Genomic DNA, 15,860 nt, shown 5'->3' with positions numbered 1-15,860 from the left:
TTAAAGCCCAAAATAATAAGCCAGAGCACAAATAATAATCGTTAGAATAATCAGCTTAATAACGCCTGAACCAGTGCCTTTATGTTGGTGAGATTTCAAATGTTGTGGATTTTCATTTGATTGCTCGAACGGAGAGGCTTTAACTACAGGTACAATCTGAGCTGTTTGGTAGTGATTTGCAGCCTTAACAATAAGTTTGGCAAACAAATCATCAGTTTTTTGCGTAAAATTTCTTAAATTAATGAGTTGTTCTTGGTCTAGCTCTTCTCCTAATGGATCATTTGCAAGGCGTTTCTTTTGTTCTAAATAATTAGCCAATGCTTGAGTACGAGATAAAAGTTGATGAGCATAATCTGCAGGATAATTCTCTGGAATTAAAGCAAGTCTTGGTTCTTGGCTCGTAATGTTTGTACCATCAAAATGAGCTTTTTGAAATTCTGGCTCCTCAAACCCTGCTGCATATTTACTACGAAATAATTCACTCTCCATAAAGTCAGCTATTTCTTGCCATGGTGGGTTTTTTAAATCAGCTTCAATTTTTTTTGATAATTTTTCATTGAGTTCAAAACGCCAGAAAGTTTCTAAACGAAGCTCACAGGTTTGTGAAGCAGGAGCTTCAAACTCATTATCATTGTTATACCATTCAGCAAGTTCATGGCCGAAAATCCATGCAAATTTCTTATCATTTTGATGGCTAACGATAAAATGAGTATAAGGTAAAAGCTCAACGTTGCTGTTTGGATTTTGCTCTTCATTTAGAAGGCTTGATAAATGTAAACTGAGCTGAGTGGTGCCTTGTTTTTTTAGCGCTTCTAGCCAAACTTGAAAGTGTTGAGCGAGTAAATGCTGAGAAGCTAAGTCACGAAACTGAAAACTATGGTGGTCAAAAATATGATGTTGTCGCCATTGGGTAAAGCTTAAATTCTGACGGAGGTATTCATTACCATACGTCACAAGCGTAAGTTGTTGTTTCCAAATTTGATTGAGCGCCATAATAGTTGATCTCATTGACGATGCTATTATCTTATACGTTTTATCTTTTTGTTGCCTAATACATTTTTCATGATGGATAAACTTCATCAATCTGATGAAAAACTGTTAGAATGCAGTGTTTTATTATATTTTTTTAATTTGTTGCTTTGAGAGTTAATATGTCACTGGAAGCCCTGACCACAGAAGCGCTTGCTGCCATTGCAGCAGCTCAAGACCTTGTTGCACTTGATCAGGTGCGTGTGCAATTTACAGGGAAAAAAAGCCAGCTTGCAGAACAATCGAAAGCATTAGGGAAAATGGACCCTGAAGAACGCAAAGTACAAGGTGCTGCGATTCATGCTGTTCGAGAAACAATTAATACTGCTTTAACAGAACGTCAAGCAGCATTACAACAGGCAGCACTTGAGCAAAAGCTAGCAAGCGAAACGATTGATATTACTTTGCCGGGCCGCGGTCAACGCGTTGGTACAGTTCACCCTGTTACTCAAGTACAAGAAAGAATTTGTCAGTTCTTCACTAAAGCTGGTTTTACAGTTGCGACTGGTCCAGAAGTTGAAGATGACTATCACAATTTTGAAGCATTAAATATTCCCGGTCACCATCCAGCGCGTGCTATGCACGATACTTTCTATTTTGATGCCACTCATTTACTGCGTACGCACACGTCTGGTGTGCAAATTCGTACCATGGAAACAAGTGAGCCACCAATTCGTATCGTATGTCCAGGCCGTGTTTATCGTTGTGACTCTGATCAGACGCATTCGCCAATGTTCCATCAGATCGAAGGTCTATACGTTGCTGAGAACACCAGCTTTGCTGAATTAAAAGGTTTACTCATTAACCTGCTGAATGAGTTCTTTGAAAAAGATTTAAAGGTACGTTTCCGTCCATCATATTTCCCGTTTACTGAGCCAAGTGCAGAAGTAGATATTATGGATGAACGTGGCCGCTGGTTAGAGGTTTTAGGCTGTGGCATGGTACATCCAAATGTATTAAGTGCTGCGGGTATTGATCCTGATAAATACAAAGGCTTTGCTTTTGGTTTAGGGGTAGAGCGCTTTGCTATGTTGCGTTATGGCATTAATGACTTGCGTATGTTCTATCAAAATGATGTGCGTTTCTTACGCCAATTTGCCTAACAGTTTTTCAGGATTAAAAAAGGTTTATAAAGATGAAGATTAGCGAAAATTGGCTACGTACATGGGTTAATCCGGCAATTGATAGTGATACATTGTCTGATCAGTTGACGATGCTTGGTCTTGAAGTTGATGAATTGGCACCTGTTGCTAAACCATTTACTGGTGTTGTAATTGGTGAAGTGCTCACTGTTGAGCAGCACCCTGATGCAGACCGTCTACGTGTTACAACAGTGAATATTGGTTCAGGTGAGCCTTTACAAATTGTATGTGGCGCACCGAACGTTCGTGCTGGAATGAAAGCACCTGTGGCAACCATTGGGGCTGTATTACCTGGCGATTTTAAAATCAAAAAAGGTAAACTTCGTGGAGTTGAGTCACAAGGCATGCTTTGTGGTGCTTCTGAGATTGATCTTGAAGATAAAATCGATGGTTTGCTCGAATTGCCAGCTGATGCTCCAGTAGGAGTAAATATCCGTGAATACCTCAAACTTGATGATAATGTCATTGATATCAGCATTACGCCAAACCGTGGTGACTGTTTTAGTATTCGTGGTATTGCTCGTGAAATTGCAGTTATTAATAAGCTACAAATGAATGAGCCTGTAATTAACTCGGTTGATGCCACCATTGCTGATGAGAAAAAAGTAGTTATTAGTACTGAAGGTGCTCCGCGTTATCTAGGGCGTGTAGTTAAAAACGTTAATGTAAAAGCTGCTACTCCTGATTGGATGGAAAAGGCTTTATCACGTTCAGGAATCCGTACTCATAGTATTTTGGTTGATGTGACCAACTATGTCTTAATGGAATTGGGTCAACCAATGCACGCATTCGATTTGTCTAAAATCGAAGGGACTGTACATGTCCGTCAAGCAACACAACAAGAAAAATTACAACTTCTGAATGATCAAGAAGTTGAGTTGCAAGAAGATATAATGGTGATTGCTGATGATCAAAAAGCTCTAGCAATTGCGGGAATTATGGGTGGTTTATCATCAAGTGTAACTGATGATACGACTGATATTTTCCTAGAAAGTGCTTTCTTCGCGCCACTCGCGATTGCTGGTCGTGCTCGTCGTTTTGGTTTACATACTGACTCTTCGCAGCGTTATGAACGTGGTGTAGATTTCGAATTACCTTTAATTGCGATGAATCGTGCTTCTCAGCTTATTCAAGAGTTAGCAGGCGGTGAGTTTGGTCCAATTACTGTAGCTGAAAAAATTGATCTACTTCCTAAGCGTGAAGCAATTGAACTGAAACAAACTCAGGTAGACCAATTGTTGGGATATCAAGTTGCGGGTGAGTTCATTGCAGATGCTTTAACTCGACTAGGATGTAAGGTAACAGTTAAGGCTGAGGGTGAATGGAGTGTAGTACCTCCATCACATCGCTATGATATGGCTATTTATCAAGATTTAATTGAAGAAGTAGCGCGTATTGATGGTTATGACAATATCCAGATCAGCTTACCAAGCATGGATGTTAAATTTGCTAAATATCAAGATCGTTTTGAACTCGCTGAGCTGCGTCAAACGATCGTGACTTTAGGTTATCAAGAAGCAATTAGCTTTAGCTTTGCTGATGCAAAACTTGAAAAGCAATTAAATCCAGAAGTTCAGCCACTGATGCTAGCAAATCCAATTTCAAGTGATTTGGCTGCAATGCGTAGTACTTTACTTTCTAGCTTAATTCCTTGTGTGCAATATAATCTCAACCGTCAGCAAAGTCGTGTTCGTTTCTTTGAATTTGGACTGCGTTTTGATTATCAAAATGCTAAGAGCATTGAAGATTTAAAACAGATGCCTACGTTGGCTCTGGTTGCAGTGGGTTCACAAGAACCAGAATCATGGCATGTTAAGCCTCAACCAATGGATTTCTTTGATTTCAAAGGTGAGGTGGAGGAAGTTTTAGCTGCTGGTCGTGTTAAGGCTGAATATGTACGTTCTGAGCGTGATTGGTTACACCCAGGGCAATCAGCTGAGATTTTAGTTGATGGTAAATCAATTGGTTACTTAGGTCGCTTGCATCCCTCTCTAGAAAATGAGCTTGATTTAAGCACGACGTGGGTTGCTGAACTTGATCAAACAGCTGTTTTGCAATCTTATGTATCTAATTTTACAGAATTATCACGTTTTCCTTCGGTTAGACGTGATATTGCGCTTTTAATCTCTGATAATATAAATGTTAGAGATATTCAGCAGTTAATCGAACAAACTGGTGGAGAGCTTTTAGACTCTACATGGTTATTCGATGTGTATACGGGTCAGGGTGTCGAAGATGGTAAGCGCTCATTAGCGTTTGCACTTTTGTGGCAACATCCTTCACGTACGCTTGAAGATGCTGAAATTAAATCTGGTATGGACAATATAATCCAAGTGTTAGAAAACACTTATCAAGCGACATTGAGGGCCTCATGACAGCATTAACTAAAGCAGACATGGCTGATCATTTAAGTGAGTTAACCAGCTTAAATCGCCGTGAAGCAAAACAAATGGTCGAGTTGTTCTTCGACGAAATTAGCCAAGCACTTATTGCAGGGGAGCAGGTTAAGCTTTCTGGTTTTGGTAATTTTGAGTTAAGAGATAAACGCGAACGTCCAGGACGTAATCCTAAAACAGGTGAAGAAATTCCAATTTCTGCACGTAGGGTTGTGACCTTCAGAGCAGGTCAAAAGTTTAGACAACGCGTTGGAAATGAGCAGATCGATTGATCTGCTTTTTTTTTACTTATATTTAGATGGCTTTATTCAACTACGATGTGATATCAATTTATCTAGATAGTTTAAGCGGAATGATTTTTGGAATATAAAATTTAGGCGTAAAAAAAGAGGACAGAATGTCCTCTTTTTATCTAATCTTTATAGATTAGTGTGCAGCAGAAGCAGCAGCAACGTCAGAAGCAGAAGCAGCAACGTCAGAAGCAGCAGCAGCAACGTCAGAAGCAGCAGCATCAACAGCTACAGCAGCTTCAGAAGCAGCAGCAGTAGCTTCAGAAGCAGCAGCTACAGCTTCAGAAGCAGCAGCAGGAGCTTCTTCTTTCTTAGAACAACCAACGAAAGCTAAAGTAGCAGCTACAGCAGCAGCAACAGCAAATTTTTTGAATAACATGGCATCACTCTCACAAAAAAGATTTGAGATTAAAAAAACCTAAGTTGGACTGTTTTGCTTTTATTATTCCTAAAACGTAGCTAGGTAACAACGCATGGAGCAGTCTAACTGGTCTGCCGCTATGCTATCACTGCAAATGCTGAAATACTACTGTCGTCTGTCAAAAAAACGTATGAAAAACAGAAAAACAGTCTGTTTTTTAACAGAAAAAAACAATCAATTGGCTCGAGTGTATTGGAAAAGGTGGAGGTAAGCTACTAAAAAACTTATTTTTTTTAATTCAAAAATAATTATTATCAAAAACTTATAAGTAAATTTACATAAAAAACTGCAAAATGTATTTTTGTGTAAAGCTTGTCAACCAAATAAAAAGCCACTCAAAAGAGTGGCTTTTTATTGAAGATTAATCGATTAAGTTGAAGCTTTACGCTTCATTTGATCGAAGAAATCATCATTTGTTTTGGTTTCTTTCATACGATCAAGTAAGAATTCCATTGCCGCTAATTCATCCATAGGATGTAGAAGCTTACGGAGGATCCATACTTTACGTAAGTTATCATCATCCATTAAACGCTCTTCACGACGAGTACCAGATTTCTTAATATTCATGGCAGGGAAGACGCGTTTTTCAGCAATACGGCGATCAAGTGTAATCTCTTGGTTACCTGTACCTTTGAATTCTTCATAAATTACGTCATCCATTTTACTGCCTGTTTCAATCAAAGCAGTTGAAATGATCGTAAGAGATCCGCCTTCTTCAATATTACGTGCAGCACCGAAGAAACGTTTAGGGCGCTCTAATGCATGAGCATCTACACCACCAGTTAATACTTTACCTGATGATGGGATAACGGTGTTGTAAGCACGTGCAAGACGGGTAATAGAGTCAAGAAGAATCACAACGTCTTTTTTATGTTCAACAAGACGTTTTGCTTTTTCAATTACCATTTCTGCAACTTGTACGTGGCGAGCAGGAGCTTCGTCGAATGTTGAAGCAATGACTTCACCGCGAACAGTACGTTCCATTTCAGTTACTTCTTCTGGACGCTCGTCAATTAATAGAACAATCAAGAATACTTCAGGATTGTTTCTAACAATCGATTGAGCAATATTTTGGAGTAACATTGTTTTACCCGCTTTTGGCGGTGCAACAATAATAGAACGTTGTCCTTTACCAATTGGCGCAACTAAGTCAACAACACGAGCAGTTAAATCTTCTGTCGTACCATTACCGAGTTCCATAACCAATTGTTCAGTTGGGAAAAGAGGTGTTAAGTTTTCAAATAAAATTTTATTTCGAGAATTTTCCGGCGTGTCATAGTTAATCTGGTTAACTTTGAGCAACGCAAAATAACGCTCACCTTCTTTTGGAGGGCGAATAGTACCTGTGATGGTATCACCTGTACGCAAGTTAAAGCGTCGGATTTGTGAAGGACTCACATAAATATCATCCGGACCTGCTAAATACGAACCTGCGGCAGAGCGCAAAAAACCAAAACCATCAGAGAGAATTTCAAGAACGCCATCACCAAAAATTTCTTCGCCATTCATTGCATGGCGTTTCAAAATGGCAAAGATAATATCTTGCTTTCGGTTACGAGCCATACCTTCCAGGCCCATAAATTCAGCAATTTTAATTAATTCACCAATTGGTTTTTTCTTGAGTTCAGTTAAATTCATAAGGGTCAGAATTAGGAAAGAGTAGAGTGTGGTTTAAAAAGAAGAAAAATCGCTCGCATACAAAAAAGATTATCGCAATTGTATTTACACAATAACAATTCAGAAGTCTGATTGATTGTTTCGAAGAAAAATGTGAAAAAACAATTTCTGTTGCCGAGTGGCGATCTTTATGTTTGTGTCTTGTAAGAAGCCGGACGAAGATGATTCCCTTCAGTGCCTCTTGAGCATGCAATATAAGCCAGCTTAGTTAATTTGTCAATTTATAGCCGAAAAAAATACGCTATAAAAAAGTATAGCGTATTTTTATTCTTAGCATTTTGACTTAAACATTTTCATCAATAAAGCTAACAAGTTTAGAGCGAGGTACGGCACCAATTTGTTGAGCTACAACTTCACCATTTTTGAAAAGTAATAAAGCAGGAATATTACGGATATTGTATTTCACCGCAATATCTTCGCAAGAAGTTACATCAACTTTAACAATTTTTACTTTACCAGCATATTCACTTGATAGGTCTTCAAGAACAGGTGCAATTGCTTTACAAGGTGCACACCAACCTGCCCAGAAGTCAACAAGTACAGGTGTTTCAGCGTCTAGAACATCTGCTTGGAAGTTATCATCAGTTGTATTTACAATAGTCGCAGACATGGTACGGCTCCAATTTTTAGAAAAAGTGCTATTACTACAGGAGAAATTATCTCTATCAGTATTACATAGCTACTTAGTTCAATGTAAGGGTTTGATGCTATTATTCAAGGCTTAACTAAATTTGTCTAATGGATGCTCACGATATTCATCATCGGCTTGTACAATCGTTTAACAATTAGAAAAATATCGATGGCTATTAATTGTTGATGAAAATGGCTTTTCAATTGCATTCTTGTGAATTACTCTAGGCGTGAATTGTTATGGGTTTAATTCAATAATGTCTGACTTTCTGATTGATGAAGAATTACTTGCCGCCATAGATATGGGGTCGAACAGCTTTCACCTTGCAATTGCACGGGTAGATCATGGCGAAGTTAAAAAAGTTGCTTCGATGTCAGAAAAAGTGCAGCTTGCAGCTGGTTTAGATGAAAATAAAAATTTAACAGAAGCTGCGCAGCAACGTGGTTTAGCATGTCTAGCCCGTTTTGTTGGAAGATTGAGCTCTGTTCAACCTAATCGTTTACGAATCGTGGCTACGAATGCCTTGCGTCAGGCAAAAAATGGTCATGAATTTATTCAAAAAGCTGCAGAAATTTTACCTAAACCTATTGAAATTATTGCAGGACGAGAAGAAGCTCGTCTGATCTATTTGGGTGTATCGCATACCATGGCCAATGGTGGACGTCGCTTAGTTGTTGATATTGGTGGTGGTTCTACCGAATTCATTATCGGTGAAGAGTTTGAACCTATTTACACCGAGTCATTACAAATGGGTTGTGTGGCTTATACAACGGCCTATTTCTCTGATGGGGAAATCACACAAAAAGCATTTGATAAGGCCGTAGTTGCTGCTCGTAAAGAACTTTCTGCTATTGCAACGACTTATAAAATGGAAGGATGGGATACGGTCGTTGGTTCGAGTGGAACGATTAAGGCCTGTCGCCAAATTATGGTCAATATGGGCTTAAGTGATGAACAAGAAAATGTCACTCGAGAAGGACTATATAAACTTAAGGATAAATTACTTAAGTTTAAAAATGTTTCTGAAATTGATTTTGAAGGCTTAAGAGAAGATCGACGAGCAGTTTTGCCAGCCGGATTGGCAATTTTGTACGCAGTTTTTGAAGTTTTAGAAATTGATCGTTTGGCATATTCTGATGGTGCATTACGCGAAGGTGTGATGTATGACCTGTTAGGTCGATTTAAACATGAAGATATCCGTGATCGTAGTGTACAGGCCTTAATGGGGCGTTATAACGCCGATCCGAAGCAAGCAGAACGAGTTGTAAACACAGCACAACAATTATTTGATGGTGTCGCGAAATCTCTTAATTTAACGAGTGAAGACAGTGACTTACTGCGTCGATCTGCTTATTTGCATGAAATTGGTTTAGCAATTAGTCATGGTGGTTATCATCGCCATGGTGCTTATTTATTACAGCACTCAGATATTCCAGGTTTCTCGCAAATTGATCAAAATCATCTTTCACATTTAGTTGCTCACCATCGTCGTAAATTGCGAAATGATGTAAAAAATGAAATTTTGAAGGCTGGTGGTCATAAATTACTTTACTTAAGTTTATTACTTCGCCTAGCAGTTTTACTCAACCATAGTCGAAGTGATCAGATGCTTCCTGCCATTGAACTGACCATCATAAATGATCAACAATGGCAGCTTAGTGTTTCTGGTGATGCCAAACAATGGCCATTGTTAGTTGCCGACTTGCACGATGAGCAAGAGCAGTTTAAGCATTGGGACATTGAATTGAATATTCAGTCGGAAAAATTTATCGATTAAAGGGATAATATTCGACCTATGAAAAAATCTACTCAGTCCAAAGCTTGGACAACGGTTCAAATTGCACGTCATCCTGAACGTCCGCAGTTTCTAGATTATGTCGGTGAAATCTTTACAGAGTTTGACGCCTTGCATGGTGATCGTTTGTTTGGTGACGATGGTGCGATGGTAGGTGGTCTTGCTCGTTTTGACGGTCAACCTGTGATGGTCATTGGACAACACCGTGGTCGTAGTACCCGTGAAAAATTAAAGCATAACTTCGGTATGGCTAACCCTGAAGGTTACCGTAAATCTCAACGCCTATTAGATATGGCTGAGCGTTTTAATCTTCCGGTCTTCACGTTTATTGATACGATGGGTGCTTACCCAGGTGTTGGTGCTGAAGAGCGTGGACAAGCCGAAGCAATTGCAACGAGTCTTGCTCAACTTTCAAGCTTGAAAGTTCCTGTTGTTGCAACAGTACTGGGTGAAGGTGGTTCTGGTGGTGCTTTAGGTATTGGTGTTGCTGACAGAGTCATTATGTTATCGCACAGTATTTATTCTGTGATTTCACCAGAAGGCTGCGCATCTATTTTATGGAAAACTGCTGAAAAAGCGGCTCAAGCGAGCGAAGCTTTAGGTTTGACAGCAGACAAATTACAATCTCTAGGTATTGTTGAATATGTAGTAGATGAAGGCGAGGGGGCACATTTAGACCCTGAGCAAGTCATGCAAAACCTAAAAGTAGTTCTGAAGCAAGCTTTGGATGAATTGCTACCACTGGAAGCAAATGAACGATGCGAAGCACGTTATCAACGTTTAATGAAGTTTGGCAGCGCAAATTTAGGCATAATGTCTTAAAGCAGGCTCAACTATTTTCAGAAAATAGTTCTTTTCTTATTGGATGTAGTGGCGGCATGGATTCTATGCTGCTGCTATATTTGATGTCTCAAATTTTCCCTCAAAAGATCCGAGCAATCTATATCGATCATCAGCTGCAATCACAAAGTGCAGAGTGGGGGAAACTAGTCGCTGAACAGGCTACTCGTTTAGATATTCCTTTTATTATTCAAAAAGTTCAGGTTACCGACGGTAATTTGGAAGCTCAAGCACGTCAGGCGCGTTATCAAGCTTATCGACAGCATTTGCAACCGAATGAAACCTTAGTACTTGCTCATCATCAGCAAGATCAGGCTGAAACAGTCATACTCCGTTTATTATCGGGTGCAGGTGTTGATGGATTAGCTGCAATGCAGTCTGTGGATTACCGTGTAGACATGACGATTTGGCGTCCTTTTTTAGACTTATCTCGTGAGCAAATTGCTGATTGGACTACTCAACTTGAAATTGAGTATGTAAATGACCCGACAAATTACGATATTCATTATGATCGGGCATGGTCGCGTGAGGAACTTTGGCCATTTTTACAAAACAGATTTCCTAAAATGCAGCAAGCACTGAGCCGAACAAGCTACTTGATGCAAGATGCTTCTGAAATTTTAGAAGAAGTTTTGAAAGCTGATTTAAAACATTGTGGTACTGCTGAGTGTTTAGACTTAACTAAACTTTTAGATTTATCTGTTGCTCGTCAACGTCAATTACTTTCGGTTTGGATGAAAGGTGATGGGCAATATCGACCTGCATTTGAAATGGTTGAGCGTTTAAAAAATGAAGTGATTGATTCAAAGTCCGATGCACAAGCAGCATTACACTGGAATCAGTTTTACTATGTCCGTTATCAACACCATCTTTATAGATTGAGTAAGCAAGTTTTTCTTGCTGAAAAATTAAACCCAGTCGAAGCTGAGTCAGAGCATCATTTCCAAATGGGGGAAATAGTGCATTACGCTTCAGGAAATTTTCAGATCACACAAAAAAATATCGGTTTGAGTCCATCTTTATTAAATAAAAAATTGACGATAATTCGACGTCAAGGTGGAGAAAAAGTCCATTTATATGGTCGTGTTGGGCAATGGCCATTAAAAAAAGCAATTCAAGAAGCACATATTTTGCCTTGGCTTCGTCATACAATTCAAATATTAGTCATAGATAATGTTATGCTTGGGGTTTTTACACCGAAAGGATTTTGGTTGGCTCAGTCTCCGTATTGTGAGCAAGGAGGATGGCAACCGGATTTAATTTCTCATTCTTGTAATCTGGTAAATGGCGAATATGGTTATGGCAAGTGCAGTAAATTGTAATATCTGTTTTATTGGTGGCGGTAATATGGCCCAAGCGTTAATTGGCGGGCTCATTTCAAGAGGTTTACCACCGACACGTATTACTGTTTCAGATCCTGTTGAGCAGATCCGTCAATTATTACAAGAGAAAGAAGTCCACGTAACACAAGATAACGTGGCTGCAATTCAAAATGCTGATGTTGTCGTACTAGCGGTAAAGCCGCAAGTTTTGGCGACTGTTTTACGTCCGTTGAAAGGTCTTTTATCAGATAAATTGGTCATTTCAATTATTGCTGGTGCTGAAATTCAAACGATATCAAACTTAATTGATAGCAATCGAATTGTTCGCGTTATGCCGAATACACCAGCTCTGGTTCAAACTGGCGCGCACGGTATCTATGCAAATGATGTAGTAGGTACTTCGGATCGTGAATTAACAAGTCAGATTTTAGCGGCCACAGGCTTAACAATTTGGGTAAACTCCGAAGCTCAAATTGATGCGGTAACAGCAGTTTCTGGTTCAGGCCCTGCATATTTTTTCTATCTGATGGAAAGTATGATCCGTGCGGGTAAAAATTTAGGACTGGATGAAAAAGTTGCAACTGCGTTAACTCTTCAAACGGCGTTAGGTGCAGCTCAAATGGCAATTACCAGCTCAAACACTCCATCTGAACTTCGTAAGAATGTGACATCGCCAAATGGTACAACACAAGCTGCACTTGAAGTTTTTGACCGTGCACAAATCTCCCAAAATATTCAATCTGCATTGGCTGCTGCACAGAAGCGTAGCCAAGAATTGGCTCAAGAATTGAGTGACAGTGCGAAATAGCTTAAATAGGATAAGACAACTATGGGTGCAAATTCTGCGCTAATTTTTGGAATTTTAATTAATGTCGCGATTTTATTGGTCTTTTTCCGTTTTTTAATGCAATTGGCGGCAGTAAGTCCTTATAATCCTGTGGTTTTATCGACCGTAAAGGCGACTAAAATTGTTGATATTTTTGGCCGAATTTTTCCGACGGTCGCAAAAGGCCGGTTTAATTTAGCTGCGTTAGCTCTTTTAATTATTTTATATTTACTGAAAATTTTCGGTGTGATGTATCTGTCTGGTTCTATGCCAAATAGTCCGATTCATTTAGTGATTCTGACATTTGTGACTATGATTCAGGACTTGATTCGTTTCTGCCGTTATTTAATTTTCGCGACAATCATTTTGAGCTGGGTGGTTATGTTCACTCAATCTCGTTCACCTTATATTGAAGTGATTCAAGATTTAGCTGAACCATTACTCGCACCATTCCGTCGTTTATTGCCTAATATGGGAATGATTGACTTATCGCCAATTTTGGCATTTTTGGCACTCTATATTGCCGAAATTTTAATGAATGAAGTTGCTAAAGTTCTCTTAACTGGTCTTTAAGCTAACTCAATAAAAAGGGCTGTATTTCACAGCCCTTTTTTATTTCTATTAATTAATGGGCGTCATCCCAGTTTTTTCCTTGTCCTACTTCAACCACTAAAGGCACAGAAATTTCTACAACAGATTCCATGACTTTTGCGATTTGTTTGGAAAGTTCTTCAGCAATGTTTTGATCGGCTTCAAAAACTAATTCATCGTGTACTTGAAGTAGTAATTTGGCTTGATCTTTTGGCAAGATTTTATCGACTTCAATCATAGCAATTTTAATAATATCAGCTGCACTACCTTGTAAAGGTGCATTGATTGCAGCACGTTCGGCAGCCTTACGCACCATCACATTTCGTGCATCAATATCTGGTGTATATAGACGACGGCCTAAAATAGTTTCAACAAAACCTTGCTCTGATGCAACTTGACGCGTGCGTTGCATATATTCATAGATGCCAGGATAGCGTTGGAAATATTGTTTAATATAATTTTGTGATTCTTGACGTGTGAAACCTAACTGGCGAATCAAGCCAAACTCAGACATACCATACAGTAGACCAAAGTTTACTGCCTTAGCTTGGCGACGTTGATCATTGGTCACATCTTCAATTGCAATGCCCAATACTTCTGCAGCGGTACGGCGGTGAACGTCTTGTCCGTGCTGGAATGCATGTACTAAAGCATCATCCTGAGAAAAATGAGCCATTAAACGTAGTTCAATTTGCGAGTAATCGGCTGCTAGTAAAACTCGGCCTTCGGGTGCAATGAATGCTTTACGAATCTGACGGCCAATTTGTCTACGAATTGGAATATTTTGTAAGTTAGGATCAGAAGAGGAGAGGCGACCTGTCGCTGTGAGTGCTTGATGATAGCTCGTATGCACACGGTGCGTGTCGTTATGAGATTGCTCTACTAGACGGTCCGTATAGGTACTTTTTAGCTTTGCCAAACCACGATGCTCTAGAATAATTTCCGCTAAAGGATGTTCAATTTTTTCTAAAACACTTTCACTGGTGCTGTATTGTCCAGTTGCAGTTTTTTTACCGCCTTTGATTCCTAATTTATCAAATAGGATTTCGCCTACTTGCTTAGGTGAAGCGATATTAAAAGTTTCATCTGCAATTTCCATAGCCTGATTTTCAAGGCCTTCCATGGTTTTTGCAAACTCAACGCTTAATTTATCTAAGAAAGCATGATCTAAACGAATACCATCTTCTTCCATGCCTGACAAAATTCGGGCAACCGGCATTTCGATGTTATATAAAATATTTTCTAACTCAGGAAATGGCTTAAGTTTGTTTGAAAGTACTTCATACAAACGATAGGTCACATGAGCATCTTCTGCTGCATAGTGAGCAGCAACTTCAATCTCAATTTGATTAAAAGTTTTCTGCTTTGCACCCTTACCAGCAATTTGTTCAAAGGTGGTCGTTAAGTGGCTTAAGTAGACACGAGCTACATCATCCATGCCATGACGAGTCGCTGCTGCATTTAGTACATACGATGCCAGCATGCTATCGAAATACCAGCCTTTTAACTCAATTCCATGATTAGCAAAGATATGGGCATCATATTTAAGATGATGACCGATTTTTTTAACCGCTTCATTTTCTAATACAGGCTTAATTTGAGCCAGAATTTGTTCACGGTCCAGTTGCTGCGGTGCATTTTCATAATTATGTGCTAAAGGAACATAATAAGCGTCTTGAGCATCAAAGGCGATTGAAAAACCAACCATCTCGGCAATACGATAATCAAGACTTGTGGTTTCTGTATCAATGGCAAAATGATCAGCATTTTGCATGCGTTGCAAGAGTTGATCCCACGCTTCTTGAGTTAAAACGGTATGATAATTTGCAGTTCCAAGTTGGTCATCTTGACTAGTTAAGCTTGCTTGATCTTCGGTTTCTATAGCGTCAGCCGGTTTAACTTCATCTTGAACGACTACTTGTGAAACTTGTTGTTTATAAGTAGAGCTGTTTGGATTATTCGGATGATCAAGTGACTGTAACTGATTTCTAAACTCAAGCTCAGTATATAAGTTACGTAAAGCATCAACATTTGGATCGGTAAGCTTTAATTCATGCCAGTCGAGTTCTAAAGGAAGATCACAGACAATGCTAGCTAACTGGTGATCAAGCTTAATATTGTCTAAATTATCTTTAATATTTTGGCTAATCTTGCCTTTAAGTTGATCAGCATTGGCAATGATATTCTCTAAAGTGCCATATTCAGTCAGTAACTTAGCTGCTGTTTTTGCACCTACGCCAGGCACACCCATGATACCATCAGACGCATCGCCCATAAGGGTTAAGTAGTCGATAATCTGATTTGGCCAAACGCCAAATTTTTCAAATACACCGTCGGTGTCCATTACGCGATCTTTAAAGCTATCTTCAAGTTTGACATGATCATTGACGAGCTGAGCCATGTCTTTATCTCCAGTTGAGATAAGTACATGATGGCCTTCAAGCACGGCACGTTTAGCAAGTGTTCCGATAATGTCATCTGCTTCTGCACCCGGAAGACTATATAAAGGAATGCCTTGAGCTTTAATTAATGCATGTAAATATGGAATCTGTTGAGATAACTCTTCAGGCATGGTTGGGCGATCACCTTTATAAATAGGTGAAAGCTTATGGCGGAAAGTTGGCTCAGGCGTATCAAAAATTACGGCCATATGCGTCGGTTGCATACGACGCATAAGTTTTTGAATCGCAGAAATTGCTCCACGTATTGCATTGGTATGTAACCCTGTAGAGGTCGTCAATGGTGGTAATGCATGATATGCACGAAATAAAAAATAGGACCCATCAACCAAGACAAATGGTGGCATTGAACAATTCCTTAATTTGAATTACGGGTATTTTACGTGAAAACGGCTATGAATGCAGGATTATGATTTTTGCAGTATTTTGTATGTATAAATA

14 protein-coding genes are annotated in these 15,860 nt (G+C 39.2%); 9 read left to right on the top strand and 5 right to left on the bottom strand.

Annotated elements, in window-relative coordinates:
• Entirely contained in the window at nucleotides 1-993 is a 993-nt protein-coding gene (locus tag AOLE_RS16485; RefSeq protein ID WP_013198921.1) for a hypothetical protein, read from the bottom strand.
• A gap of 158 nt (nucleotides 994-1,151) precedes the next feature.
• Here AOLE_RS16485 and pheS point away from each other — a divergent pair, with 158 nt between their 5' ends.
• Genes pheS through AOLE_RS16470 form a run of 3 tightly spaced genes read left to right on the top strand, consistent with a single transcriptional unit; the run spans nucleotide 1,152 to nucleotide 4,839 of the window.
• Complete coding sequence (gene pheS / locus AOLE_RS16480) at nucleotides 1,152-2,132, top strand: phenylalanine--tRNA ligase subunit alpha (RefSeq protein WP_004794529.1); 981 nt, start codon at nucleotides 1,152-1,154, stop codon at nucleotides 2,130-2,132.
• A 32-nt stretch (nucleotides 2,133-2,164) separates the two neighbouring features.
• Nucleotides 2,165-4,546, top strand: a complete 2,382-nt coding sequence (pheT, locus tag AOLE_RS16475; RefSeq protein ID WP_013198920.1) for a phenylalanine--tRNA ligase subunit beta — start codon at nucleotides 2,165-2,167, stop codon at nucleotides 4,544-4,546.
• The gene (locus AOLE_RS16470; protein WP_000126166.1) at nucleotides 4,543-4,839 is read left to right on the top strand and encodes an integration host factor subunit alpha; all 297 of its coding nucleotides are present in this window, start codon (nucleotides 4,543-4,545) and stop codon (nucleotides 4,837-4,839) included. Before pheT ends, AOLE_RS16470 begins: the two co-directional genes overlap by 4 nt.
• Before the next feature lie 154 nt (nucleotides 4,840-4,993).
• On the opposite strand, the gene AOLE_RS16465 is transcribed toward AOLE_RS16470, so the two are convergent.
• The gene (locus tag AOLE_RS16465; RefSeq protein ID WP_005302445.1) at nucleotides 4,994-5,236 is read right to left on the bottom strand and encodes a hypothetical protein; all 243 of its coding nucleotides are present in this window, start codon (nucleotides 5,234-5,236) and stop codon (nucleotides 4,994-4,996) included.
• Between the two features lie 94 nt (nucleotides 5,237-5,330).
• Here AOLE_RS16465 and AOLE_RS20100 point away from each other — a divergent pair, with 94 nt between their 5' ends.
• Complete coding sequence (locus AOLE_RS20100; protein WP_081399202.1) at nucleotides 5,331-5,489, top strand: hypothetical protein; 159 nt, start codon at nucleotides 5,331-5,333, stop codon at nucleotides 5,487-5,489.
• Nucleotides 5,490-5,647: 158 nt separating this feature from the next.
• Here the strand turns inward: AOLE_RS20100 and rho are convergent, their stop codons facing one another.
• Complete coding sequence (gene rho / locus AOLE_RS16460; RefSeq protein ID WP_004794523.1) at nucleotides 5,648-6,916, bottom strand: transcription termination factor Rho; 1,269 nt, start codon at nucleotides 6,914-6,916, stop codon at nucleotides 5,648-5,650.
• A gap of 322 nt (nucleotides 6,917-7,238) precedes the next feature.
• Nucleotides 7,239-7,565: a thioredoxin gene (gene trxA / locus AOLE_RS16455; RefSeq protein ID WP_003655060.1), complete on the bottom strand. Its 327-nt coding sequence runs from the start codon at nucleotides 7,563-7,565 to the stop codon at nucleotides 7,239-7,241.
• 277 nt (nucleotides 7,566-7,842) lie between these two features.
• Here trxA and ppx point away from each other — a divergent pair, with 277 nt between their 5' ends.
• The 5 genes from ppx to AOLE_RS16430 are packed head-to-tail and all read left to right on the top strand — an operon-like array spanning nucleotide 7,843 to nucleotide 12,942.
• Entirely contained in the window at nucleotides 7,843-9,363 is a 1,521-nt protein-coding gene (gene ppx, locus AOLE_RS16450) for an exopolyphosphatase (RefSeq protein ID WP_013198919.1), read from the top strand.
• Nucleotides 9,364-9,381: 18 nt separating this feature from the next.
• A complete protein-coding gene (locus AOLE_RS16445; protein ID WP_013198918.1) occupies nucleotides 9,382-10,203 on the top strand; it encodes an acetyl-CoA carboxylase carboxyltransferase subunit alpha in 822 nt (273 codons plus the stop codon).
• On the top strand, nucleotides 10,140-11,543 hold the full coding sequence (tilS, locus tag AOLE_RS16440) for a tRNA lysidine(34) synthetase TilS (RefSeq protein ID WP_081399201.1): 1,404 nt from the start codon (nucleotides 10,140-10,142) through the stop codon (nucleotides 11,541-11,543). The genes AOLE_RS16445 and tilS overlap by 64 nt, the downstream gene beginning before the upstream one ends.
• Complete coding sequence (gene proC / locus AOLE_RS16435; RefSeq protein WP_081399200.1) at nucleotides 11,515-12,351, top strand: pyrroline-5-carboxylate reductase; 837 nt, start codon at nucleotides 11,515-11,517, stop codon at nucleotides 12,349-12,351. Before tilS ends, proC begins: the two co-directional genes overlap by 29 nt.
• A 21-nt stretch (nucleotides 12,352-12,372) precedes the next feature.
• Entirely contained in the window at nucleotides 12,373-12,942 is a 570-nt protein-coding gene (locus tag AOLE_RS16430; RefSeq protein WP_004794512.1) for a YggT family protein, read from the top strand.
• Between the two features lie 52 nt (nucleotides 12,943-12,994).
• Here AOLE_RS16430 and polA read toward each other — a convergent pair whose 3' ends face one another.
• The gene (gene polA / locus AOLE_RS16425) at nucleotides 12,995-15,766 is read right to left on the bottom strand and encodes a DNA polymerase I (protein WP_013198916.1); all 2,772 of its coding nucleotides are present in this window, start codon (nucleotides 15,764-15,766) and stop codon (nucleotides 12,995-12,997) included.
• Nucleotides 15,767-15,860 lie beyond the last annotated feature (94 nt).

Origin of the sequence: Acinetobacter oleivorans DR1, assembly GCF_000196795.1 — a bacterium.
GTDB classification, from domain to species: Bacteria; Pseudomonadota; Gammaproteobacteria; order Pseudomonadales; family Moraxellaceae; genus Acinetobacter; species Acinetobacter oleivorans.
This window is presented reverse-complemented; position numbering and strand designations above follow the sequence as displayed.

Bases quoted from the DNA above. Each gene is read 5' to 3' on its own strand.
- AOLE_RS16485 (WP_013198921.1), bottom strand. From the start codon at position 993: ATGGCGCTCAATCAAATTTGGAAACAACAACTTACGCTTGTGACGTAT.
- pheS (WP_004794529.1), top strand. From the start codon at position 1,152: ATGTCACTGGAAGCCCTGACCACAGAAGCGCTTGCTGCCATTGCAGCA.
- pheT (WP_013198920.1), top strand. From the start codon at position 2,165: ATGAAGATTAGCGAAAATTGGCTACGTACATGGGTTAATCCGGCAATT.
- AOLE_RS16470 (WP_000126166.1), top strand. From the start codon at position 4,543: ATGACAGCATTAACTAAAGCAGACATGGCTGATCATTTAAGTGAGTTA.
- AOLE_RS16465 (WP_005302445.1), bottom strand. From the start codon at position 5,236: ATGTTATTCAAAAAATTTGCTGTTGCTGCTGCTGTAGCTGCTACTTTA.
- AOLE_RS20100 (WP_081399202.1), top strand. From the start codon at position 5,331: ATGGAGCAGTCTAACTGGTCTGCCGCTATGCTATCACTGCAAATGCTG.
- rho (WP_004794523.1), bottom strand. From the start codon at position 6,916: ATGAATTTAACTGAACTCAAGAAAAAACCAATTGGTGAATTAATTAAA.
- trxA (WP_003655060.1), bottom strand. From the start codon at position 7,565: ATGTCTGCGACTATTGTAAATACAACTGATGATAACTTCCAAGCAGAT.
- ppx (WP_013198919.1), top strand. From the start codon at position 7,843: ATGTCTGACTTTCTGATTGATGAAGAATTACTTGCCGCCATAGATATG.
- AOLE_RS16445 (WP_013198918.1), top strand. From the start codon at position 9,382: ATGAAAAAATCTACTCAGTCCAAAGCTTGGACAACGGTTCAAATTGCA.
- tilS (WP_081399201.1), top strand. From the start codon at position 10,140: ATGCGAAGCACGTTATCAACGTTTAATGAAGTTTGGCAGCGCAAATTT.
- proC (WP_081399200.1), top strand. From the start codon at position 11,515: ATGGTTATGGCAAGTGCAGTAAATTGTAATATCTGTTTTATTGGTGGC.
- AOLE_RS16430 (WP_004794512.1), top strand. From the start codon at position 12,373: ATGGGTGCAAATTCTGCGCTAATTTTTGGAATTTTAATTAATGTCGCG.
- polA (WP_013198916.1), bottom strand. From the start codon at position 15,766: ATGCCACCATTTGTCTTGGTTGATGGGTCCTATTTTTTATTTCGTGCA.